Source organism: Dyadobacter sp. Leaf189, assembly GCF_001424405.1.
In the GTDB taxonomy this organism is placed as follows: Bacteria; Bacteroidota; Bacteroidia; order Cytophagales; family Spirosomataceae; genus Dyadobacter.
This window is the reverse complement of record NZ_LMPS01000004.1, coordinates 827,575-848,850: the sequence shown is the minus strand read 5'-3', so window position 1 is coordinate 848,850 and position 21,276 is coordinate 827,575. Positions and strand designations below refer to the sequence as shown.

At 46.9% G+C, this 21,276-nt stretch carries 20 protein-coding genes; 8 read left to right on the top strand and 12 right to left on the bottom strand.

What is annotated here, in order from left to right; genetic code table 11:
* Nucleotides 1–73: 73 nt before the first annotated feature.
* From ASG33_RS12880 to ASG33_RS12865, 4 genes are read right to left on the bottom strand one after another with little or no spacing between them, the layout of a single operon-like run.
* The gene (locus ASG33_RS12880) at nt 74–2,398 is read right to left on the bottom strand and encodes an FdhF/YdeP family oxidoreductase (RefSeq protein ID WP_056285424.1); all 2,325 of its coding nucleotides are present in this window, start codon (nt 2,396–2,398) and stop codon (nt 74–76) included.
* Between the two features lie 2 nt (nt 2,399–2,400).
* Nucleotides 2,401–2,769: a DUF7009 family protein gene (locus ASG33_RS12875; protein ID WP_056285422.1), complete on the bottom strand. Its 369-nt coding sequence runs from the start codon at nt 2,767–2,769 to the stop codon at nt 2,401–2,403.
* Complete coding sequence (gene fdhD, locus ASG33_RS12870; RefSeq protein WP_056285420.1) at nt 2,766–3,605, bottom strand: formate dehydrogenase accessory sulfurtransferase FdhD; 840 nt, start codon at nt 3,603–3,605, stop codon at nt 2,766–2,768. Before fdhD ends, ASG33_RS12875 begins: the two co-directional genes overlap by 4 nt.
* Nucleotides 3,598–4,200, bottom strand: a complete 603-nt coding sequence (locus ASG33_RS12865; protein ID WP_056285417.1) for a molybdenum cofactor guanylyltransferase — start codon at nt 4,198–4,200, stop codon at nt 3,598–3,600. Before ASG33_RS12865 ends, fdhD begins: the two co-directional genes overlap by 8 nt.
* Nucleotides 4,201–4,272: 72 nt before the next feature.
* On the opposite strand from ASG33_RS12865, the gene ASG33_RS12860 reads away from it, so the two are divergent.
* Nucleotides 4,273–5,316, top strand: a complete 1,044-nt coding sequence (locus ASG33_RS12860) for a hypothetical protein (protein WP_056285414.1) — start codon at nt 4,273–4,275, stop codon at nt 5,314–5,316.
* A 143-nt stretch (nt 5,317–5,459) separates the two neighbouring features.
* Complete coding sequence (gene mnmA / locus ASG33_RS12855; protein WP_056285410.1) at nt 5,460–6,563, top strand: tRNA 2-thiouridine(34) synthase MnmA; 1,104 nt, start codon at nt 5,460–5,462, stop codon at nt 6,561–6,563.
* A gap of 159 nt (nt 6,564–6,722) precedes the next feature.
* Here the strand turns inward: mnmA and rlmB are convergent, their stop codons facing one another.
* The 4 genes from rlmB to ASG33_RS12835 all read right to left on the bottom strand — a co-directional run bounded on the left by rlmB (nt 6,723) and on the right by ASG33_RS12835 (nt 10,674).
* Nucleotides 6,723–7,499 (bottom strand): 23S rRNA (guanosine(2251)-2'-O)-methyltransferase RlmB, encoded by a 777-nt coding sequence (rlmB, locus tag ASG33_RS12850; protein ID WP_056285407.1) that lies wholly within the window; start codon nt 7,497–7,499, stop codon nt 6,723–6,725.
* On the bottom strand, nt 7,475–8,761 hold the full coding sequence (locus ASG33_RS12845; protein ID WP_082489203.1) for a GWxTD domain-containing protein: 1,287 nt from the start codon (nt 8,759–8,761) through the stop codon (nt 7,475–7,477). The genes rlmB and ASG33_RS12845 overlap by 25 nt, the downstream gene beginning before the upstream one ends.
* A 71-nt stretch (nt 8,762–8,832) precedes the next feature.
* Nucleotides 8,833–9,723: an SDR family oxidoreductase gene (locus ASG33_RS12840; RefSeq protein ID WP_056285404.1), complete on the bottom strand. Its 891-nt coding sequence runs from the start codon at nt 9,721–9,723 to the stop codon at nt 8,833–8,835.
* 30 nt (nt 9,724–9,753) lie between these two features.
* Nucleotides 9,754–10,674: an aspartate carbamoyltransferase catalytic subunit gene (locus tag ASG33_RS12835; protein WP_056285402.1), complete on the bottom strand. Its 921-nt coding sequence runs from the start codon at nt 10,672–10,674 to the stop codon at nt 9,754–9,756.
* A 360-nt stretch (nt 10,675–11,034) separates the two neighbouring features.
* Here ASG33_RS12835 and ASG33_RS12830 point away from each other — a divergent pair, with 360 nt between their 5' ends.
* Together ASG33_RS12830 and ASG33_RS12825 are read left to right on the top strand one after the other, a co-directional pair.
* A complete protein-coding gene (locus ASG33_RS12830) occupies nt 11,035–12,747 on the top strand; it encodes a T9SS type A sorting domain-containing protein (protein WP_056285399.1) in 1,713 nt (570 codons plus the stop codon).
* A gap of 78 nt (nt 12,748–12,825) precedes the next feature.
* Nucleotides 12,826–13,272 (top strand): hypothetical protein, encoded by a 447-nt coding sequence (locus ASG33_RS12825; RefSeq protein WP_056285397.1) that lies wholly within the window; start codon nt 12,826–12,828, stop codon nt 13,270–13,272.
* On the opposite strand, the gene ASG33_RS12820 is transcribed toward ASG33_RS12825, so the two are convergent.
* Nucleotides 13,269–13,982, bottom strand: a complete 714-nt coding sequence (locus tag ASG33_RS12820) for a YebC/PmpR family DNA-binding transcriptional regulator (protein WP_031526785.1) — start codon at nt 13,980–13,982, stop codon at nt 13,269–13,271. The two genes, ASG33_RS12825 and ASG33_RS12820, sit on opposite strands and share 4 nt — an antisense overlap.
* 101 nt (nt 13,983–14,083) lie before the next feature.
* Between ASG33_RS12820 and ASG33_RS12815 the strand changes: the two genes are divergently transcribed.
* Both ASG33_RS12815 and metF read left to right on the top strand, forming a co-directional pair.
* The gene (locus ASG33_RS12815; protein WP_310589196.1) at nt 14,084–14,560 is read left to right on the top strand and encodes a GNAT family N-acetyltransferase; all 477 of its coding nucleotides are present in this window, start codon (nt 14,084–14,086) and stop codon (nt 14,558–14,560) included.
* Nucleotides 14,561–14,993: 433 nt separating this feature from the next.
* Nucleotides 14,994–15,950 (top strand): methylenetetrahydrofolate reductase [NAD(P)H], encoded by a 957-nt coding sequence (gene metF / locus ASG33_RS12810; protein ID WP_056285396.1) that lies wholly within the window; start codon nt 14,994–14,996, stop codon nt 15,948–15,950.
* A 12-nt stretch (nt 15,951–15,962) separates the two neighbouring features.
* Here the strand turns inward: metF and ASG33_RS12805 are convergent, their stop codons facing one another.
* Entirely contained in the window at nt 15,963–16,283 is a 321-nt protein-coding gene (locus ASG33_RS12805) for a heavy metal-binding domain-containing protein (protein WP_056286506.1), read from the bottom strand.
* Between the two features lie 217 nt (nt 16,284–16,500).
* Here ASG33_RS12805 and ASG33_RS12800 point away from each other — a divergent pair, with 217 nt between their 5' ends.
* A complete protein-coding gene (locus tag ASG33_RS12800; RefSeq protein ID WP_056285394.1) occupies nt 16,501–17,076 on the top strand; it encodes a nitroreductase in 576 nt (191 codons plus the stop codon).
* Nucleotides 17,076–18,047 carry an ABC transporter ATP-binding protein gene (locus ASG33_RS12795; RefSeq protein WP_056285392.1) on the top strand — a complete coding sequence of 324 codons (972 nt, stop codon included), beginning with the start codon at nt 17,076–17,078 and terminating at the stop codon, nt 18,045–18,047. Before ASG33_RS12800 ends, ASG33_RS12795 begins: the two co-directional genes overlap by 1 nt.
* A gap of 3 nt (nt 18,048–18,050) precedes the next feature.
* On the opposite strand, the gene ASG33_RS12790 is transcribed toward ASG33_RS12795, so the two are convergent.
* The gene (locus ASG33_RS12790; protein ID WP_082489233.1) at nt 18,051–20,621 is read right to left on the bottom strand and encodes a DUF5686 and carboxypeptidase-like regulatory domain-containing protein; all 2,571 of its coding nucleotides are present in this window, start codon (nt 20,619–20,621) and stop codon (nt 18,051–18,053) included.
* On the bottom strand, nt 20,605–21,210 hold the full coding sequence (locus ASG33_RS12785) for a vancomycin high temperature exclusion protein (RefSeq protein WP_056285390.1): 606 nt from the start codon (nt 21,208–21,210) through the stop codon (nt 20,605–20,607). Before ASG33_RS12785 ends, ASG33_RS12790 begins: the two co-directional genes overlap by 17 nt.
* Nucleotides 21,211–21,276: the final 66 nt, after the last annotated feature.

Here is a 21,276-nt window from a genome sequence, read left to right as displayed (position 1 = left end):
GCCCTGAACCAGGTACTACTGCTAAGAATTGCGAAAATTACGGCTTGTAAGTCGCAGCTATATTAGGCGAATGTTAAAATTGCGTGTCAGCATTCGTATGCTTCACTATCGTTATCGCTACCATCTTGGAAGTTGGTGTGTTACTTTTCTCCGCTACACTGCCAATCGGCACCAGTACATTGGTCTCGGGAAAATAGGTGGCCGTACAGCCTTCCGGGATCGGGTATTCTATCACGACAAACTTTCTTGCAACCCTTTCCACGCCGTCAAATCGGTTGTACAGGTCCACAAGACTACCGTTCTCCAAATGCCGCGCTGAGATATCCCGGCGGTTCATCAGAACAACCCTTCGTTCGTTGAAGATACCGCGGTAGCGATCGTTCAGGCCGTAGACTGTTGTGTTAAACTGGTCGTGGCTCCGGATCGTCATCATCATCAGCTCACCCTCTTCCAGTTTGTTTTCGATCACCGGAGCAACGTTGAATTGCGCCTTTTGTGTGTTTGTATCAAATTTGCCTTCGCGGTTGCAATTTGGCAGGTAAAACCCGCCGGGTTGGCGCACGCGCTCATTGTAGTTTTCAAAACCGGGTATGGTACGTTCGATATCCGCGCGGATCACATCATAATCTGCAATGTAACGGTCCCAGTTAATCTGGCTCTTTTTACCCAGAGTAGCCTTGGCCAGCCGCACTATAAGTTCCGGCTCACTAAGTAACATATCGGATATCGGCGGCAGAATGCCCTTTGACATCTGAACCACACCCATTGAATTTTCACACGAAATAAACCGGCTTTCACCTTCCCGCAAGTCCGCGTCGCTTCTTCCGAGGCAAGGCAGGATCAGTGCTTCTTCGCCGTGTACAAGGTGGCTCCTGTTCAGTTTGGTTGAAACGTGGACAGTTAATTTGCAATTGCTTAAAGCCTGTGCGGTATATTGTGTGTCCGGAGTAGCCGAAAGAAAGTTGCCGCCCATTGCAAAAAACACTTTTGCGCGGCCTTCGTGCATCGCCTTAATGGATTCCACTACGTCAAAACCGTGTTTCCGGGGTGGGCTGAACCGGAAGTTACGTTCAATTGCATTCAGCAGACTTTCGGAAGGTTTTTCAAAAATCCCCACAGTCCGGTCGCCCTGTACATTGCTATGCCCGCGCACGGGACAGGTACCAGCGCCGGGCTTGCCGATACTTCCTTTCAGCAGGAGCAGATTGACTACTTCCTTAATGGTATCTACCGCATTTTTATGCTGCGTCAAACCCATTGCCCAGCAAACAATAATCTTGCTTTTTGAAGCGAGTAATCGGGCTGTCTCTTCGATCTGCGCCAGCTCAATGCCGCATATTACCGCCAGCTCCTCCACGTTCAGCGTGTCCAGATGTGCGGTGAACTGCTCGTAACCTTCTGTATTTTCACGAATGAAATCCTGGTCAAAAACGCTGCCCGGATTTCTCCTTTCCTCTTTCCACAACAGTAACTCAATAGCTTGCAGTAAAGCATGGTCGCCATTGATCCTGATCTGGAGGAAAAGATCGGTAAGTGCCGGATTGATGCCCAAAACGCCGGTTACTTTCTGCGGGTTATTGAAACCCATTAAGCCGGTTTCAGGTAATGGATTAATTGAAATAATCTTGGCGCCGTTTGCTTTTGCTTTTTGCAGCGCAGTCAGCATGCGGGGATGGTTTGTGCCCGGATTTTGGCCTAAAATCATGATTACCTCTGCCTGATGCAGATCGTCCAGCTTCACGGATCCTTTCCCGATACCTAACGATTCAGTGAGCGCGACCCCGCTGCTTTCGTGGCACATATTGCTGCAATCGGGCAGGTTATTCGTGCCAAATTCGCGGACGAACAGCTGGTAGAGAAATGCAGCCTCATTGCTGGTGCGCCCGGAAGTATAGAAGATGGCTTCATCCGGCGAGGAAAGCCGATTGAGCTCCATTCCGATTTTTGTGAAAGCTGCATTCCAGGTAATTGGCTGGTAATGGGTGCCTCCGGCGGGTAAATGCATCGGTTGGGCAATGCGGCCTTTGCTGCCGATCTCGTGATCAGAAAGCTTTCCGAGTTCAATAACGGAGTGTTGGGTAAAGAATTCAGGCGTCAGCTTTTTGAGCGTAGCCTCCTCCGCTACTGCTCTTGCTCCATTCTCACAGTACTCGGCTATTCCCGAGCGTTCGTCATCAGGATCGGGCCAGGCACAGCTTGGACAATCAAAGCCGCCTTTTTTATTGAGATTAAAAAGCGCCTTCATACCGCGGTTCACGCCAGCTTCCTGTACTGTTTTTTCAAAACTGGAAACCACGGCTGGAATTCCGGCGGCAACTTTCATAATCGGACCTTTTTTCAGTCCGGTCAGTTGGTCCGGGTTTTCGGAGCCGGGAATGGATGTGGGCTGGTCTTCCATGGTCAGCAGGTTTGATTTGGATTTTCGTAGTTGTCCGACTGATCTTCTGCATCATTGTCGAGACATTTAAAATCCTTTTCCACAAGGATATACAATGAATCGCCTGCATTCAAAGGCATATGGAAATCTGTTCCGACTACATTGTTGTCGGGCCACGTTTTGGCGAAACTTTCGGGGATATAAATGGTAATCTGCTGGTTTTCAAAAGAAGCGGAAAGTGAATCCGTATCGGGCAGGCTTTGCAATGCATAAGTCAGCTGACCTTGCGGGAAAGTTGTTTTTTCTTCCAGGTAACCCTCAGCGGCCAGTTGTGCTACATCGCTTTTGGACAGTCGGTACCTTACTTTATTTTGTTGGATTCGAATTTTCATAGACCTGAAATCCGGTGGAAACCGGTGTAAACATTAAACCTATCTTGTTTTAAAAAACCTGCCAGTGTGATCTTGTTATCCTCAGCCAGCTGAACTGCCAGGCTTGAAGGCGCGCCAATGGAAACAACCATTTCAATTCCCGCCATCAATGCTTTTTGAATTAACTCAAAACTCGCTCTTCCGCTAAGCAAAAGCATGTTACCTGCGAGGGGAAGCTGGTCGGATAACAATGCAGCACCAATCAGCTTGTCCAATGCATTATGCCGCCCCACATCTTCGCGCAAGTTCAGCAGGTTCCCGTTTCTATCAAAAAGAGCTGCTGCGTGCAATCCTCCTGTTTCTTCAAAAACGCGCTGACTGCCCGAGATCTTGCCGGCAAGTCCGAAAAGCACCTCGCGCGTTACCAGCAGTGTATTTTCCAAAACATATCGGGAAACTGTTTTGACAGCCTCGATACTCGCCTTTCCGCACACACCGCAGCTCGACGTGGTATAGAAATTCCGCTCTGCATTGTGCAGGTTCGGCACGCAGGAATCAGCCAGCGTTACCAGGACCAGATTTTTTTCGAAAACCGAATTTTCTACTTTTTTGATCTGCCGGAGATCCTGGATAATACCTTCTGTAAAAAGAAAACCTGCCGCCAGCTCGTGATCGTTTCCGGGCGTACGCATGGTAACCGAGATATTTTGCCAGCTTGCATTTTCATTTTGTCGGAATGCGACACGGATTTCGAGCGGCTCTTCGACCGCCAGGAAATCTTCATTATGATCTGTTCCGTAGCTAGTCACCCGCCGGATTTGCCGGCGCATTACGGAAGCAGGTGGTGTTTTAACCATTGTTAATGCGGTTTATAAAAGCTTGCATCTCTTCAAAATCTCTCACAGTATCTACGCTCTTCATCGCATTTCCGGATTCTGGGAAAAACTTTTGTGCATTGACTTTCCGCAGCAGCGATTGCAATGAAAGATCATTCATTCGATAATGGTGATCCGCGATCTCACCTAGCTTGCACGAATACCACGCAAGCAGCGGCTCAAACTTTCCTTCCGCATTATAAAATGCGGCAGCAATCGTGTTTTCCCCGATTGAACTCAAAAAAGAGGAGATATCCTCCGCTGAAAGTAATGGATAGTCGCAGCCAATGAAGAGGAAATCTTTGTGCGGGAAGGTATGGTATGCCGTCATCAATGCAGCAATCGGACCGGTGTTGGCGTATTCGGGCAAGTCAGGCAGCTTATCGTATTGTGTTTTCAGTTGCGCCAGTTGTCGGTTATTGCATGATATCACTACGTTTTCGCAGTAATTGTCAAGAAGATCGCCCACATGCTCATACTGCGGTTTCTGGTGATAAATAAGCATGCTTTTATCCTTTCCCATTCGTGAACTTTCTCCTCCGCAAACCACAATTCCGATCAGGTCCGTGCGATTCATTTCTTTAAATCTGTCATGTTCTGCTAAAAACACCGCTTGATACTATCGGCTAATTATGCGTAACTTCCTTTTATGGAAAAGGGTGATGTTAAAATATTAAAAAAGAAGCCGATCTACCCGGTGAGTCCTGAACTACGGAAGTACCTGCGTTTCTATCAGCGGGATGCCCGTCTTCCGGTAAGTTACCATGATTTGCTCAATTTTTATGAATCCTTTCCGGTAATGGACAAGAACGGGAAGGATACGTTGTGGGAGAGTCCGCTTTACCCGCCGCATGAAATCGACCGGCTGCACAGTGGTCTCAAAAAAGCGTATGCAATGCTCAAAGCGTCGGGTAACCTGCGTATTGTGGAGCACAAGTACATTGACCGCATTGATTATTGTAAATTCGGAAATTCCAATCCGTTCAGGATCAAGATTGTCAACAGGCTCAATGATATTTACGATTATTTCTACGTCAAAAAAGCCGACGCATCGCGGATTTATGGTTTGGAACTGGAAGAAATATTCTCGCCCAACCAGGTTAATTACCTCGTAGACGGCGACTCGCTGGTCGAAGAGCACATTGCCGGAATACCAGGTGACGAATTTGCCAAAACCCGTCTGCGGCATACCGATTATAATCCGATCCGCATTGCGAAAGAATTTGTGAAGTTCAATGAGCGCTGCATGATCACATTGCTCGGAGATATGCGGTCGTACAATTTTGTAATGCAAATCACGCCTGATTTCGACGATTTCCAGTTCCGTTTGCGCGCGATCGACTTTGATCAGCAGTTTTACGAAGGCAACCTGAAAGTGTATATGCCGCAATTTTTCAAGGAAAACCTGCCTTATGTGGAGCTTGCAATGGAGTACCTGACGGATAAAACGGTACTGCAGTACCAGCAGGAAGAGCAATCGTCTATTATGTACCAGGCGAGGAGCGAGCGTCACCGGCTGCGCGAGCTGCGGGATGTTTCGATCAAAGATAAAATTTCAACTGCGGACAATATCCACCAGCTGAGAGATGGACTTTTCACGCATTTTAAAGATGCGCATTACCGGCATTGTGAAAGTATGACGGAGATTATTGAGCTGAATATCAAGAATATTATCAGACAGGTTATCTCGTAATTGTTCAAATGTGTCGGTTTAGCAGCCTGCCGCTCTAAACAATTCACTACCTTTGCGGAACCGCTGCACAGCGTTAGTCTGTTCAGCGGTTTCATATTTATATCACCAATCGGAAGGCGTTCAACCTTCGGCAGATTACTACCATGAGCAAACACGGCAGAATTCTTGTCGCCATGAGTGGCGGCATCGACAGCTCTCTCGCAGCTGTTATGTTACACGAACAAGGTTATGAGGTCATTGGAATGACCATGAAAACCTGGGACTACGCCAGCAGTGGCGGGACCAAAAAAGAAACCGGCTGCTGCTCACTTGATTCTATCAACGACGCCCGGAATATTGCCGTTGAGCTTGGCTTTCCCCATTATATTCTCGATATCCGCGCTGAGTTCGGCGACTATGTAATTGATCATTTTACAGGAGAATACCTGGAAGGCCGCACGCCAAATCCCTGTGTTTTATGCAATACACACATTAAATGGGATGCGTTACTCCGCCGCGCTGACAGGCTCGATTGCGAATTCATTGCGACCGGGCATTATGCGAATATGCAATTCAATGACGGCCGGTATTATGTGTCAAAAGGCATAGATAGCTGGAAGGATCAGAGTTATGTGCTTTGGGGCGTATCTCAGGAAAGCCTGGCCCGTACCAAACTGCCTCTTGGCTATCTGCATAAAACCGAGATCCGTGAAATGGCGAAAGAACGCGGTTTTATCGATCTCGTAAACAAGTCTGAAAGCTACGAGATCTGCTTTGTGCCTGATAATGATTACCGCGGCTTCCTGAAAAGAAGGATTCCGGGGCTGGAAGCAGAAGTGGCCGGCGGCAATTTCGTTTTTGAAGATGGCACCATTGTCGGAAAGCACGAAGGTTATCCATTTTATACAGTTGGGCAGCGGAAAGGTTTGGGCATAGCGCTTGGGAAACCTGCATTTGTTACCGAGATCAGGAAAGATACTAACGAAGTTGTATTGGGAGATTTACCTGACTTGTTCCGCGATGGAATGTACGTGGGCAAATTGAACCTTCAAAAATATGCTTCCATTGAAAAGCCTTTGGAAACAGTGACAAAGGTGAGATACAAACACGACGGCACCCCCGCACTAATAGAGCAGATCGAACCCGACAAAATAGTAGCCCGCTTCCACGACGGCGTAAATGGCATCGCCCCCGGTCAAGCAGCAGTCTTTTATGAAGGTGACGATGTTGTCGGAGGAGGTTGGATTTTGAAGAGTTTCCGCCAGTAGTAGCTCGGCACGTTGCTAAATAACCCTGCAGTATTGCAAGTCGGATCTTACAAGTTTGTCACCTTGAGCGCACCGGGCCGCCGGGTGGTCGAAGGGAATGCGTTATCGCTCCTCCCTTCGACTCCGCTCAGGGTGACAAACTTGTAGATTTATAAAGTCTTAAACCTTTGTAAGTCGCTGCCTCACTGCCTCATACAACACAATCGAACTAGCCACAGAAACATTCAAAGATTCAACCTGGCCTGTTAATGGAATCCTGGCGCCGCTATCTGCAAGCTGGATAAATTCCTTTGAAATACCATCTTCCTCCGAGCCCATTATGATTACCGTCGGAACTGCAAAGTCGATATCGTAAAGCGACTTTTCTGTCTTTTCCGTACAGGCAATAATTTGAAGGCCGCTATTTCTAAGGTACAAAAGCGTTTCGTACAGGTTGGGTTCGCGACAAACCGGAAGGAAGTTCAATGCACCCGAGGAGGTTTTCATCGCATCTGCATTGATCTGCGCGCCGCCTTTTGTAGGCACAATAATCGCCTGTACGCCGGCACATTCCGCTGTTCTTGCGATTGCACCAAAATTTCTTACATCAGTAATGCGATCCAATAGCAGGAGCAAAGGTGTTTTTCCATCTTCATACACCTGTGTCAGCACATTGTGCAGCGGCATGTATTGAATCTGGGAGACAAATGCGATTGCTCCCTGGTGATTTTTGCGGGTAATTCTATTCAGTTTCTCAATGGGAACCCGCTGAAAAGGTACTCCCTTTTCTTTGGCCAGCTTCTCTATTTCTGAAAAACCTAATTCTCTCTGAAGGAATAAACGCTCTATCTCTTTTCCCGAGCGGAGCGTTTCAATTACTGACTGTGTCCCGAATACCATATCGGACTGGGACTGTTTTGGGGCGGGTTTTCTTACCGTATACTGCCGTTTCTCCATGCTTCTACAACTGGATACCAAATGGGCTGGTATTCGGCATAGCGAACCAGTTCATAATGATCATCCACGAATTGATTGTTTTTTCTGTTAAATGTAAAATTAACGTTCTGTGCATTGCCGCGCTGGTCGTAACTCCAAACTTCACGGTCTTTGCTTCTCTGAACTTTGTCAGGCGGGCCGAGTACGATGTAAATCATCCCTTTGTCGGTTTTCCATCCTTCCTTATATGTTGTAAACAGCTGGTTGGCTTCTTCCACGCGGCTGTAAAATGAGCGGATTGATTGCTGCGCAAGCGGCGCATTTCCGTTCATGAGCGTCAGCCAATACCTATCAAGCGCTTTCTTATAATCTTCTGCCTTCTTGATCTCGTTAATCTCATTATTGGTGCTCATATAAAGCAATGGGCCGAGCAGAAGCTGAGGTTGCGTCACTTTTGGATAGCGCTCATTCACCACCAGAATGCCTAATCCTTCTGATTGCGTGGTATCAGCGAAAATGTTGTACAAACCTTCTTTTTCGAATTTCAAAGTCTGGTTTGCCTGTATCGTAAACGTACTGTCAACTTCAAGCGACTTGGCAACTCCTTTGGAAGCAATGTTCATCGGGGAGCCGGCCGGTTCAAAGTCGTGATTGTAGTAATATACGTGCAGCGGCTGCGCTTCTCCGGTTAACTTTTTAACAACAAATGATTCGTTACTGCTGATATAATGCCGCTGTAACGGCAGCGTACTGTTGGAGGTATAAACTCCATAAGTCTGATTTACATCGAGCTTCTTAAATCTAATCGTCAGGTCATTGAGTACTTTTTTCAAAGTCCCCACCTGGCTTATTTCACTTAGCAGGACTCCGTATTCTCTGTCGGGACTTTTCAGATCGTAGGATATAACGATTTTATTGCCGGTGCTGGTCACATTGGACGAATCCATTTTCACATTCCCGTAACCCAGCCGCTCCCTCGTTCCGTAATCAGAATAGATAACGTAGTTCAGGTTGTATGTTCTGATGAAATCCGCGGGAGAAATCGGGTTCTTGCCTTTGTAAGCATCTACGTAAAGGTAGACTTTGGCTTGTGTGGTGTCTTTGAGAATGTACTTGCTCTGGATCGCAACGAGCGAAGGCTCCTCGCTTACACTGGGCGCTGCTTGCTGGGTAGACCTTACCTGGGCCTCGGGTAGTGGCTTGGAAGTCTTATTGGAAGACGCGCAGCCTGCTAGTGCAGCCACCGTCAATATATGAGCCAAAACGCTTAAACTTGTTCTCATGTGTTTTCTTCAACCTTTGTCAAATAACGAAGGAACCGCCAAAATTACCCAATAAAACGGTAAGAAAATTTTCATTCACCGGCCTTGCTGTTTCGGTTGGCGTTTTTGATCTGGTTTTCGATCGTATCCCATTGATCGCTAGTCACTTCGTTCAAAAAGTTAAATTGCCCTGCAGAAAGAACTTCGCCTCCGTCCAGCGTGATCACCTCACCTGTCATATACGCTGAAAAATCAGACATCAGGTAAGCCGCCAGGTTGGCCAGCTCCTGGTGATCGCCGACCCTTTTTAGCGGTATCCTGTTTTCAAAAGCAAATTTCTCTGAAAGTTCTTCTGGAAAAAGACGGTCCCAGGCACCTTTGGTAGGGAATGGTCCGGGCGCAATGGCATTCAGCCGGATACCATGGCATGCCCATTCAAACGCGAGTGATTTGGTCATGGCCAATACTCCCGCTTTGGCCATCGCGGAAGGTACCACCCAGCCCGAGCCGGTCCAGGCGTAAGTGGTGGATATATTGAGAACTGTTCCTTTTATTCCTTTTTCAATCCAGTATTTGCCCAATGCCAATGTAAAATAGTAGGAGCCCCGAAGCACTATATCGACCACTACATCCACCGCTTTGTACGAAAGCCGCTCGGTTGGACTGATGAAGTTGCCTGCCGAATTGTTCACAAGCCCGTCCACCTGGCCAAACTTTTCAATGGCTGTCGCGACTATCTGCTCGATTTGATCTGGCTTGCGGACATCGCACTGTACCGAAATGATGTTTTCTCCGGCGCTCTTTTTGAGTTCCTCAACCGCTTTTGTCAGAACATCTTCTTTCCTGCTGCAAATCACAACATTAGCGCCTAGTTTAAGAAAGTAGGCTGACATGGATTTGCCCAAACCCGTTCCTCCGCCAGTCACAATGATCGTCTTGTTAGCCAGTGAGCCTTCCCGGAGCATTCCTTCGGTGTTTGACATGAAATCGGGGATTTAGAATAAAAACAAATCCTATTGCTGCGCAAGCAGGTACAAAACCGCCATTCTCACGGCTACGCCATTTTCAACCTGGTTCAGGATAATGGAGTGATGCGAATCTGCTGCATCAGAAGATAGCTCAACGCCGCGGTTAATCGGGCCGGGGTGCATGAGTACAATCTCTTTGTTCAGGTCGTCGAGCATCTGTTTGTTGATGCCGAAATAAAGTGAGTATTCCCTGAGTGAGGGGAAGTATTTGATCTGCTGTCTTTCCAGTTGAATGCGGAGTACATTGGCTACATCGCACCAGTCCAGCGCCTCTTTCACATTGTGGCTGATCCGGACACCAAGCTCGCCCAAATGCTTGGGGATTAATGTAGACGGGCCGCATACCATCACCTCAGCACCCAGTTTTTGCAGGCAGAATATGTTTGACAGAGCTACCCTTGAATGAGTTATGTCACCTATGATAGCGATCTTTTTACCCCCTAGGTCCCCCAGTTTTTCCCGCATTGAAAATGCATCCAGCAATGCCTGAGTAGGGTGCTCGTGAGTCCCGTCACCTGCATTGACCACATTGGCGGGAATGCGTGTCGAGAGATAATGCGGCGCGCCCGGACTGCTGTGGCGCATTACGATCATATCTACCTTCATTGCAAGGATATTGTTGACCGTGTCGAGCAGCGTTTCCCCTTTTTTTACCGAACTCCCGGAAGCCGAAAAATTTACAACATCCGCAGAAAGTCGCTTTTCGGCCAGCTCAAATGAAAGCCTGGTACGGGTTGAATTTTCGAAGAAAACGTTGGCAATGGTTATATCTCTGAGGGAGGGGACTTTCTTGATCGGCCGGTTAATGACGTCCTTGAATTCAGTAGCAGTGTCTAAAATCGTATGGATGTCGTTCTCGTTCAGGTTTTTGATGCCAAGTAAATGCCGGACCGAAAGTTTTGTCATTGTGAATTGTCAATGAATGTTTCGCAAAGATAATAAGTAAGCTGGCATTGAGAAAAAACAATGGCCAAATAGGAGAGGAACCCCGGCCGCGGGGCTGCGAAAAGCACCGCTATTCTGGTATAGATAATTTATAGAATTATTTTGTTACCAATAGTTGAATTGTCATAGGAATTGGTATTTTTGTTACAAAGGATTTTGCCAATGTGCTTCCGGTAAATCCATCGATCTCCTCCTTGCTTTTTGATAATCAACTAATTACTTGATGGTGAAATAAGGTCAATCTGTGCTGTTTTGGCATTTGTCAATTCCTGAGACAGGTGTGTCTGCTAGTGTCGATTTTCCACCTAAATCTTACATTATATGCACTTGAAATTTTTTACTTTCATCAACTTCCTACTGGCTTCATCAGCACTCTTCGGACAGGTCAATGTGACTTTTCCACCATCGCGTATGGTATACCAGCGCGATCAGTCAGGCGACGCAAAAGTGTTTATCAACGGTACTTACCTCAATGATCCCGACCAGATCCAGGCCAGATTAAAGACCCGCGACGGAGAGCCGGGATTCGGTGTGGACTGGACCACCATTGTCAGCAATCCTTCGGGTTACATATTCTCAGGCTCACTCAATGCTAGAGGAGGAAGGTTTGATCTGGAAGTGAGAACAATGAAGAATGGCGAACAGATCGGCAACAGTACGATCGTTGAAAAAGTGGGCGTAGGAGAGGTGTTCCTGATCGTGGGACATTCCAATGCGGCAAAGGCGGAGAGCGAAATGAAGCCTGCAAGCAGCGATCTTGTTAATACAATTGATCCCAATGCAAATGTCGAGCTGTACAATAAATATCTCGAATCGGGCAGCCCGGCTGATCTGCCGCCCCTTGCGCCCGTTCAGTTTTGTCTTAACTGCGGGATTGCGCCGATGGCACAATATCCCTGGTTCTGGACACAGCTTGGCGATTTACTGGTCAGCTCGCTCAATGTACCCGTGCTTTTTTACAGCGCCGCATTTGGCGGGAGCAGCATGGGACATTTATACAAAGCGGCATATAACATCAACTTCGACCACGGGTTTATCAAATACAGTATCAGAATGCCCTACGTCAATATCAGGAATACCATTACCACCTATATGCCCCGCACAGGCTTGCGCGCGATACTTTCGGCACACGGTGTCAACGATGGGGATACAACCGGCGCAGGGTTTTATTTCAGGAATAAAATGGTGATTGAGAAATCCAGGAGTGAGGCCAACTACGATAATCTTCCCTGGATGATCGCGACTTCCTGTTATAACAATGGGATTAACCAGGAGAAAACTGATGCACAGAATGCATTGATTAATGAAATACACGACGTTTTCCGCGGCGCTGACCTCAACCAGATCGGACAGTCGGGACGATATGACGGGCTGCATTTCAATGAAGAAGGCCAGCGCCGCGCGGCCGAGCTGTGGCGAGACGCTATTACCAATCCTCAGACAAACCTTCTTGGCAATGCCAGGTCTCTGATGGCCACCGCGCCGCCGCTGCCCGGACCGCCGCTACCGGTAGATCTGGTAAGCTTTACCGGACAAAAGGATGCTGCCGGCAGGAACCGTTTAACCTGGGTAACTTCCTCAGAGGAGAACAACGACTATTTTGAAGTTCAAAGAAGCCTTGATGCAGTCAATTTCGAGGTGATCGGACAGGTGAAAGGCTTCGGCGACAGCCGGGTAAGTAATACCTATACTTATGCAGACGAGCAGGTATCCGAGCGGCTGACTTACTATCGCCTTTATCAGGTCGATTATGACGGAAAAGCTTCATTATCCAGTATTGTGGCTGTCAAAACTGCCATTGCACGCGAGAACGATTTTGTATATCCAAACCCGGCCCAGCATTTTGTAGAAGTGGTGCTGAATAACGGCGCGACTGTCGATAATCTGAACGTGTTCGATCTGAGCGGGAAGCTTTTGATACAAAAAGAAAAAACAAGTCAGTTAGATATTTCTGCCTTGGGCAAAGGCGCTTACATCGTCGAGATCAAAACGAACGGCGGTCAATCCGTCCGGAAGAAGATCACGAAAATGTGATTTGAGTTGTCCAAAGCTTAACTTTACCATCAAGTGTAGTTTTAATAGGGTTACCATATTGGTAACCTTTATTTTTTTATGGACAAAGCAAACGTTTTAGAAAAGCTCAAAGCAATACTCGACGACAAGCTGCTGGTATCGTGGAATGCGATGGAGGCGGCGCAGGAGTCGGCTAATGATCAGGGTAAAAGCTCGATGGGCGACAAATACGAAACCTCACGCTCCATGGGGCAGCTCGACCGCAACATGCACGCGCGGCAATACGAGCAAACGCGCATGGAGAGGTTGGTATTGGAGCGGGTAAATGCAAATGAGGCAAGTCAGCGCGTCGGAGTAGGTTCTCTGCTGAATACTACTGCCGGGTGGTTTTTCGTAGCCGTCAGTCTGGGTGCCGTAAAAATAAATGAAGAGACCGTTTTGGCAGTCTCTTCATCGTCTCCGGTAGGTGCTTCTTTACTTGGGAAAGAAGCCGGGAGCAAATTTGAATTTATGAAAAAGCAACAGGAGATAATCAGCCTGCATTAAGCCATATTGTGGTAAACGCGCTGAACATCGTCGTCGTCCTCGATCTTTTCGATCAATTTCTCAACTTCTGCGGCCTCTTCTTCACTCAGTGTTTTGGTATCATTTGGAATGCGCTCGAAATCAGCTTCCACGATCTCGTAGCCATTTTCCTCGAAATAATGTTGCAATGCACCAAATGCGGCGAATTCACCATAGATGTTGATCAGTCCGCTTTCTTCATCCAGAAATACCTCTTCTCCGCCTAAGTCAATAAGCTCAAATTCGAGTTCTTCCAGATCCTTTCCATTGTTTTTGATCTTGAAAATGCACTTACGGTCGAAAATAAAGTCAAGCATACCCGAAGTACCGAGGCTACCGCCGAGTTTGTTGAAGTAGCTCCTCACATTCGCAACGGTACGCGTAGGATTGTCGGTAGTACTTTCCACCAGGATCGCAACTCCGTGTGGCCCGTAGCCTTCGTAAACCATTTCTTTGTAATCTTCCTGATCCTTCGAGGTTGCCCGTTTGATCGCCCGCTCGATGGTATCCTTCGGCATGTTGGCTGCCCTGGCATTTTGTAAAAGAACACGTAGCTTCGCATTGGTGGCGGGATCCGCAGTTCCGCTTTTCACCGCGAGGACAATCTCCTTACCAATCCTCGTAAAAGTTTTGGCCATTTTGTCCCAACGCTTAAACATTCTAGCCTTTCTATATTCAAAAGCCCTTCCCATGCTTGTTAATATTAATTGTTAAGTTTTTTATTGATGCTAAGGTGATCAATTTTGCAGCAAATTTAAAAAGACGAACAGATCAGGCAAATATATATTTTATCGTGACCATTAATAATCCTATGCTACTCGACTGGCAGTTCCAAACCTTTGAAATACTTACGAATGAAGCAGTTTATCAATTGCTGCGTCTGAGAAACGAAGTTTTCATCGTTGAGCAAAAATGCTGTTTCCAGGATCTTGATAATAAAGACCAGCAATGTCACCATTTGCTGGGTTATCGCGAGGGTAAGCTCGTGGCGGTTTCCAGGATAGTTCCGGCTGGCTTATCCTATATATATCCTTCCATCGGCAGGATTGCAGTCGCGCGGGAAGCGCGGGGAATTGGGGCAGGCGTGGAGCTGTTGAATGTGTCAATTGAAAAACTCGAAATGCTTTATGGAAAAAGCATTATCCGCATCGGGGCGCAGCTTTACCTTAAGAGATTCTATGAATCGTTTGGTTTCCGGCAGTCGGGCGACATTTATCTGGAAGACGAAATAGAGCACATTGAGATGACGCGGACGCTTGATTATGCTTAAAAAGCAGGAAAACTGCATTCACGACGGTGTATTGTAGAGTAATGGGGAACGAATTCCCGGATTTGCTGAATTTCGAAACACCGTCTAAAATTGAGTGTTGTGTGGTTTTTAGAATTTCAGTGCAATATTCAGCTAAATTGTAGTACTAAAACTACAATTCTTGAAAAAAAACTTTGATATAAATTGTTCCTTCTCACATTGTTTAATAATTTGGCACAGAATTTTAGTTATTAGTATTCAGTCAAGCAAATTGTTGCTGTGGGACTGACGCCCGTCAGAAACCCAATAACATTTTTGACGAACACTGATAGAGGAGGGTTTACGTGGAATGGCCTACTGTAATGCGGTAGGCCATTTTTTTGTACTCACTAATTGGTTCGCATTTTCAAATCGTGTTCATTTGTAGCATCATCAGAACACGCCACTTTCTTTCATGACCAAAGTAACCGATTTCATTCAGCAGGCAAACGGCAAAACCCTGTTTTCCATCGAAATTATCCCGCCGCTGAAAGGTCAGAATATCAATGAATTACTGAATTCGATAGAGCCGCTAATGGAATTTAAACCTCCGTTTGTGGACGTAACATATCACCGCGAAGAACTGATCGACCGTGTCCGCACGGACGGGACTATCGAGCGGATACCGATCAGAAAACGGCCAGGTACTGTCGGCATTTGTGCAAGGTTAATGGAGCGTTTCCATGTAGATGCAGTCCCGCACGTGATCTGCGGCGGCTTTACCAAAGATGAAACCGAGGATGTCCTGATCGATCTGCATTACCTGGGTATCGACAATGTGCTTGTACTCAGAGGCGATCCTGAAAAATCAGCCGGCGTATTCCAGCCTAAAACAGGCGGACATACCTACGCTTCTGAACTGGTCGCGCAGGTTCATAACATGAATAACGGGATTCTGCTGAATGCGGAAACGGAAATGTCACCTACCAATTTTTGTATCGGCGTAGCGGGCTACCCTGAAATGCATTTTGACGCAGCCAGCATTGATGCAGATTATGAGCACCTTCGCAAGAAAGTAGCGCTTGGTGCAGATTATATCGTAACACAAATGTTTTTCGATAACGAGAAATACTTCCGCTTTGTCGAAAGATGCCGCGCCGAAGGTATTACTGTTCCCATTATCCCGGGATTGAAACCGCTGGCCACGCGCAAGCAGCTCAGCGTACTCGCGCAGATTTTCCATCTGGAATTTCCGCAGGACCTTGTTAAAGAAGTTGAAAAATGCGCTACTGACAAGGAAGTCCGCCAGGTTGGTATCGAGTGGGGAATCCAGCAATGCAAGGAATTAATGGCTTACGGCGTGCCTGTTCTCCATTTTTACACAATGGGTAAGTCGGACAATGTAGCCCAGATAGCAAGACAGGTGTTCTGAAAAGAGCACCTGTTACTCAAAACAGACCGCAGTTCCATTGGCACTTACCATTAACATGGAACTACCGCTGCCAATCGTTTCCAGGTCAATATCCACGCCAATCACCGCATTGGCACCCAGCCTTTGCGCCTGATCCATCATTTCACGGATTGCAATGCTTTTTGCTTCCCGGAGACCCTGTTCGTAAGAGCCCGAGCGGCCGCCTACCACATCACGTACGTTTGCGAGGAAGTCTTTGAAGAAATTGGCGCCGATAATAGCCTCACCATTTACCAGGCCAATGTATTTGATGATCTTTTTACCTTCGATGTTCGGGGTAGTCGTAACAAGCATATAAGTCAGGTTTTGGTTTGGATTAATTTCGGTGATGAAATTAGGTCTTTGGGAAAGGCAGGGCGAAAAATAATTGTTTAGCGGCAAAGAAGCATGCTATGCCGGCAAATTTTAATTATAACCACCAAATTTGTCAGCTAAAAACCACCATTGTTCCGGTCAGCGAGCGAGAAATGGTTAGCTTTGTTTTTGAATTTTTCAGATTAAAAAAGTAGTTATGGAACAGTCTATTCAGACGATCAACACAATTATCAGCACCAGACGCAGTATTTTTCCACCCAGTTATATCGAGAAAGAAATTCCGGATGAAGTCATTAAGAACATCCTGGAAAATGCAAACTATGCTCCTACACACAAGCTGACCGAGCCTTGGCGGTTTATCGTTTTCAAAGGTGCAAGTCTCAATAAGCTCGCCGGTTTCTTCTCAGAGCGGTACAGGACAGTCACTCCTCCCGAGTCATATTCCCAGGCGCGCTATGATGCCGCTGGTGAAAAAGTGCTGAAATCGGGTTGTGTGATTGTGATCAATGCAGAGCTGCATCCCGAAAAGCTCCCCGAGTGGGAAGAAGTTGCTTCCACAGCTTGCGCAGTGCAGAACATGTGGCTCACCGCAAATGCATACGGACTTGGTTCCTATTGGAGCAGCCCGGGCGTGCTGAAAGAACTCGGTGAATTCCTCGGTCTTCCTGACAATCAAAAATGTCTCGGATTGTTTTTCATTGGTTACCACGACGCGCCCGAAACACCCGCACGGCGTACACCTATTGAAAGCAAGGTTACCTGGGCAGAATAATGACAAAAAATAAAACAGTTCTCCGCGCCGATCAGGTTTCAAAGCAATTCGGCAACCAGGTTGTACTATCAGATGTGAGCCTGGAACTGAGGGCGGGAGAGTGGCTGGCGATTTTGGGCGAGAGCGGCTCTGGTAAGAGCACGCTCCTGCGCATTTTCGGCAGGTTCCTTGATTCTGATCAGGGGAAGGTTATTTTCAATGGAGAAGAGTTGAAGTCCGTGAGGGGCGAGCTGATCCCGGGGCACGAGTCTATCCGGCTGATCCACCAGGAATTTGAGCTTTTCCCCAATCAGACTGTTGAAGAGAATATTTCCTATTCGCTCCGGTTTTATGACCCCGCATATCGTACTGAGCGCGTGCGGGAACTGCTCGAAGTAGCTGGTCTCGAGTATGTAAAAAGTCAGAAGGCCAAGCTGCTGTCCGGCGGTGAAAAACAACGTACTGCCATCGCCAAGGCACTGGCAGAGCAGCCGGAAGTACTGCTGCTGGATGAACCTTTCGCCCACCTTGACAACCACAACCGCAGGGTACTTGGCAATGCGATCGAGAAAATGCGGAATGAGCAGAAAACCAGCTGCATTTTTGTTACCCACGAATCTTCCGATGCACTCGCATGGTCCGACAGGATTGCGGTATTGCGTAATGGAGAGATTATTCAGGTAGGTACCCCCGAAGAGGTTTATAACAAACCTGCGAACAGCTATGTGGCGGAACTGACAGGCGGAATCAACTGGCTTGGCAGCGGAGAAAAGCGGTATTTTATCAGACCGGAAAAGATCAAGCAAACCAGGTATCCTGAAAAAAGCAAGTGGAATGGGAAAGTGGAGACGATCCGTTTTCATGGAAACTATTGGGAAATCCGCTGTACAAATGGAATGGAGCAGCTTTCATTTTACAGGAATAAAGTAAATGTGGCAGTCGGCGAAGAGGTATTCCTGACTTACGCTGCCAAAGACCTGGGCAGTATCTGAGTGTTAAAGGCTGAACCAGAATGAGATCTTCACCGCAAATGGCTGTACGTTGGGATTGTTGAGATATGTAAGGCGGTGTACGAAGTCAATGCGGCCGGTTTTCAGGATATTGTCAATCCCATAACCCAGTTCAACGTAAGGCCGGTCTTTCAGCTTGCTGAATATCTGCATTTCCTGACCGGTTTCGTCGGTAGTTGTTGTGAGCGACAAATTGGCGTCGCTGATGCTCCCGTAAAACAGCTTTCCCGTCGCCAGCATTCTCCATTTCAACTTTCTGATCGCGGGAATGCGGTTGAGCAGAAATCCTTCAAAGTTATGCTCCATCCGGAGTACAACGTAGCGGTCACTAATGAATTCGAAATAACGCATCATGTTGAATGCATTGTCCACATAAAAAAGTGACTCGTTGCCCAGCGGCGTATAAAGCAATGGATAAGGCAGGGTAGAAGGGATCAAACCAAATGTTACATTGTAGTAAGTGCGGCCAATCACGCCCGTCCGAAAGCTCTGTTTGATGTTAAATGAGAGCTTATTATAATTGAAATCGCCTCCCAGTAAATTTTTAACACCAAGCGTGTACCGGAATGTGAATGCAGGAGAGTTTCCGTTTCCCATACTGATCCGCTCATTATCATTCTGTAAAAAGGTTTCCTTACTGGCCAGCCTCGTTTCGAAGTTGATTTCAGTTATGTCAAAAGCACTTTTCATCGGAGAATCAATGCCGGCTTCCGGGCGGACTTTGTATGCAAATGGGAATAGCGGATCGAAAGTACGGTGACGAATCTGGACACTGCTAGTCAATCCTTTTACAACCTCTCTTTTGAAATAAGCTGAAACATCCTGCTGCCAGTAAGCTCTGCGAAAAGCACCAAATCGTGAGAATGCGCCAAAAAGGGTATTTGGACCGATGGTCTCGGCCGAGATACCCAGCCGTTCCAGATCTTTGGAGTAGGAGATACCTGCCATTGTCCAGGGCTTGCGGTCAATGATATAATCCATTCCGGCGCCGTATTTAAATGCATTGTCGCGTGTACCGTAAGCGCCATATCCACTGAAAATCCATTTGCGGCTGAATCCGGGATCAGTTCTGAAACCCAGACGAAAACGATGGCCTTCTACCTTGTTGTTCGCATATAGAAATAGGTAAGGTCCGATGTCGATATTCCACTTATCGATCTTTTTGTAACCATTTACAAAGATGTTGAGGATCTCCGTATAGGTTTTGACAACCGGCAGCACGCGAAGCGAATCTACAAGCTGGAATGTAAGTTTTTCAGTAGGACTCAATGCTTCCGGCCGGCTCTTGATCCAGAACGCGGAATCATGCTCCATGTAATCCTCCTTCAATTCTATCGCAGTATCATAAAACTTGCTGTCGCGTGGCGCATTGATCCTGAATTTTGAATTGGCAGAATAGAATTTGAGCAACATACCCGCAGTTTGCTTCGTAGGTTCGTCCACATCGATCAGAACCCTTGTTTTTAGCGGTACATACTTGTTTTCGTCTTCTACCAGCTCATACGATTGCTGGATTTTGATCTTCTCAATAAAATTCAGATTCGCCCGCTTGCTTACAGTTACGTCCATTTGGGTAAGCGCAAATGTGCTGCCGTCGACCCAAAAAGAGCCGGTAAATGCAAGATCCTGTTCCTGACGCGGTTCGAATTCAATGTGGTAATCGTAGCTCGCGCCATTGTATACGCTGTCGGCCAGGAAGTATTCGTAATACAGCTTCCAGTTGTCACTTACGGGCGACACGAAATCCTTTTCCAGGATATTGAGCCAGTTATTGTAAAAATTGTATTGCTGGAACGAGGAGCCGATGAGCTGGGAAGTCAGGCTGCCGTCGGTAAGGCCTACGCCGGATATTTTTGTTTTGTTGATTACCTCCTTTTTCTTCTTCGGATCGCGGCGGTAAAAAACATTGGAAACAGATTCGGATATAAAGATCGGAATGATCGTCTCCCCATTTTCACCCTTCACCTGGTCAAACTGATCGACGATGTGGGTCATTTTCTTGACCGGCTTCCGGTTCCTGAAACGCTCCGATAAATTATCAATGTCGATCTGGATTTTATTGTAGCTCTCGTACTCATAAGCGCCGAGGTTATCCGGGTTGTTGACCCGCTTGTTGGCGACTATTTTCCTCAGCACCGCCCAGGCGGGATTCTCACCTGCAAAGATTTTCACTTCCCTGAGCTGCAATGATCCCGGCGCGAGCTGGACATCAATAACCTGCTCCGTCAAAGAGGCATTGATCGCCTTGCTTCTGTTGTCGTAACCCACATAAGTAACACTGATCGAATCTGCCGGGGGATTGTAATTGAGCTGGTAAAAACCGTCAAAATTGGTCGTAGTGCCGTATAAGCTGGCTTTAATAGCAATATTAGCGAATGGAATCGGGTCGCCCGTACTCGCGTCGGTAACCCTGCCTTTTATAACGTGGGTAGTTTGCGAAAATGCAATTGCCGACGTAATAACTACAATGCAAATAGAGTAAAGTATGATGCTGAGAAAACCATTTATCCTAACCGACACGCCCGCAGTACATTTTCCCTCATTTCGGTTTCTCATTTTTCCTGATTTCATTATTGGAGGTTACATCAGCCGACGGCCGCAGGATGTGAACATCCAGCACTGCTTTGGGCCTTGCAAGGTACTCCCTGACCAGCGTACGCATTGAGTAGCCGTCGGGAACATCCTGTGCAGCAAAAGATATCGCATCAATCCCTTCATTGTGAGCAATATAAAGTGCTCTTGCATTGTGGAAATTCTGAGAAATGATCGTGAAATTATCCTGGTTAAATACTTCCTTGCACCGTACCACGGAGTCGAAAGTCCTGAAACCTGCATAATCGAGCGTCATCACATTCTCGGGAATACCCAGATTAAGAAGCGCTTTCTGCATATCGAGCGGCTCATTATAGTACTGGGAATCGTTATTTCCACTTAATATAATATACTTGATTTTTCCCTCCTTAAAAAGCCTTGCCGTAGCCTCCATCCGGTACTTGAAAAAGAGGTTATCTTTTCCTTTTTCCGACTTCGAGCTCGTACCCAGCACCAGCGCCACGTCGTTGGAAGGCAGGTTTTCAATGGAAAAGTAGTTGTACTGCCTTGTACAATATACCACCCATAAGTTACAAAGCAAGATGAAAACCATGCAAGCGAATAGTAGGGCTAATATGATCTTTATTGCTTTTTTCACCGAAACTTAATGGTTGCCTTT

What these genes read in the sequence shown, in the direction of transcription:
- rlmB (WP_056285407.1), bottom strand. Translation starts at nt 7,499, where the DNA reads ATGGAGAAACGGCAGTATACGGTAAGAAAACCCGCCCCAAAACAGTCC.
- ASG33_RS12820 (WP_031526785.1), bottom strand. Translation starts at nt 13,982, where the DNA reads ATGGGAAGGGCTTTTGAATATAGAAAGGCTAGAATGTTTAAGCGTTGG.
- ASG33_RS12860 (WP_056285414.1), top strand. Translation starts at nt 4,273, where the DNA reads ATGGAAAAGGGTGATGTTAAAATATTAAAAAAGAAGCCGATCTACCCG.
- fdhD (WP_056285420.1), bottom strand. Translation starts at nt 3,605, where the DNA reads ATGGTTAAAACACCACCTGCTTCCGTAATGCGCCGGCAAATCCGGCGG.
- ASG33_RS12875 (WP_056285422.1), bottom strand. Translation starts at nt 2,769, where the DNA reads ATGAAAATTCGAATCCAACAAAATAAAGTAAGGTACCGACTGTCCAAA.
- ASG33_RS12800 (WP_056285394.1), top strand. Translation starts at nt 16,501, where the DNA reads ATGGAACAGTCTATTCAGACGATCAACACAATTATCAGCACCAGACGC.
- ASG33_RS12790 (WP_082489233.1), bottom strand. Translation starts at nt 20,621, where the DNA reads ATGAGAAACCGAAATGAGGGAAAATGTACTGCGGGCGTGTCGGTTAGG.
- ASG33_RS12880 (WP_056285424.1), bottom strand. Translation starts at nt 2,398, where the DNA reads ATGGAAGACCAGCCCACATCCATTCCCGGCTCCGAAAACCCGGACCAA.
- ASG33_RS12795 (WP_056285392.1), top strand. Translation starts at nt 17,076, where the DNA reads ATGACAAAAAATAAAACAGTTCTCCGCGCCGATCAGGTTTCAAAGCAA.
- ASG33_RS12805 (WP_056286506.1), bottom strand. Translation starts at nt 16,283, where the DNA reads ATGCTTGTTACGACTACCCCGAACATCGAAGGTAAAAAGATCATCAAA.
- ASG33_RS12825 (WP_056285397.1), top strand. Translation starts at nt 12,826, where the DNA reads ATGGACAAAGCAAACGTTTTAGAAAAGCTCAAAGCAATACTCGACGAC.
- ASG33_RS12865 (WP_056285417.1), bottom strand. Translation starts at nt 4,200, where the DNA reads ATGAATCGCACGGACCTGATCGGAATTGTGGTTTGCGGAGGAGAAAGT.
- ASG33_RS12840 (WP_056285404.1), bottom strand. Translation starts at nt 9,723, where the DNA reads ATGTCAAACACCGAAGGAATGCTCCGGGAAGGCTCACTGGCTAACAAG.
- ASG33_RS12845 (WP_082489203.1), bottom strand. Translation starts at nt 8,761, where the DNA reads ATGAGAACAAGTTTAAGCGTTTTGGCTCATATATTGACGGTGGCTGCA.
- ASG33_RS12830 (WP_056285399.1), top strand. Translation starts at nt 11,035, where the DNA reads ATGCACTTGAAATTTTTTACTTTCATCAACTTCCTACTGGCTTCATCA.
- ASG33_RS12785 (WP_056285390.1), bottom strand. Translation starts at nt 21,210, where the DNA reads ATGGTTTTCATCTTGCTTTGTAACTTATGGGTGGTATATTGTACAAGG.
- metF (WP_056285396.1), top strand. Translation starts at nt 14,994, where the DNA reads ATGACCAAAGTAACCGATTTCATTCAGCAGGCAAACGGCAAAACCCTG.
- ASG33_RS12835 (WP_056285402.1), bottom strand. Translation starts at nt 10,674, where the DNA reads ATGACAAAACTTTCGGTCCGGCATTTACTTGGCATCAAAAACCTGAAC.
- mnmA (WP_056285410.1), top strand. Translation starts at nt 5,460, where the DNA reads ATGAGCAAACACGGCAGAATTCTTGTCGCCATGAGTGGCGGCATCGAC.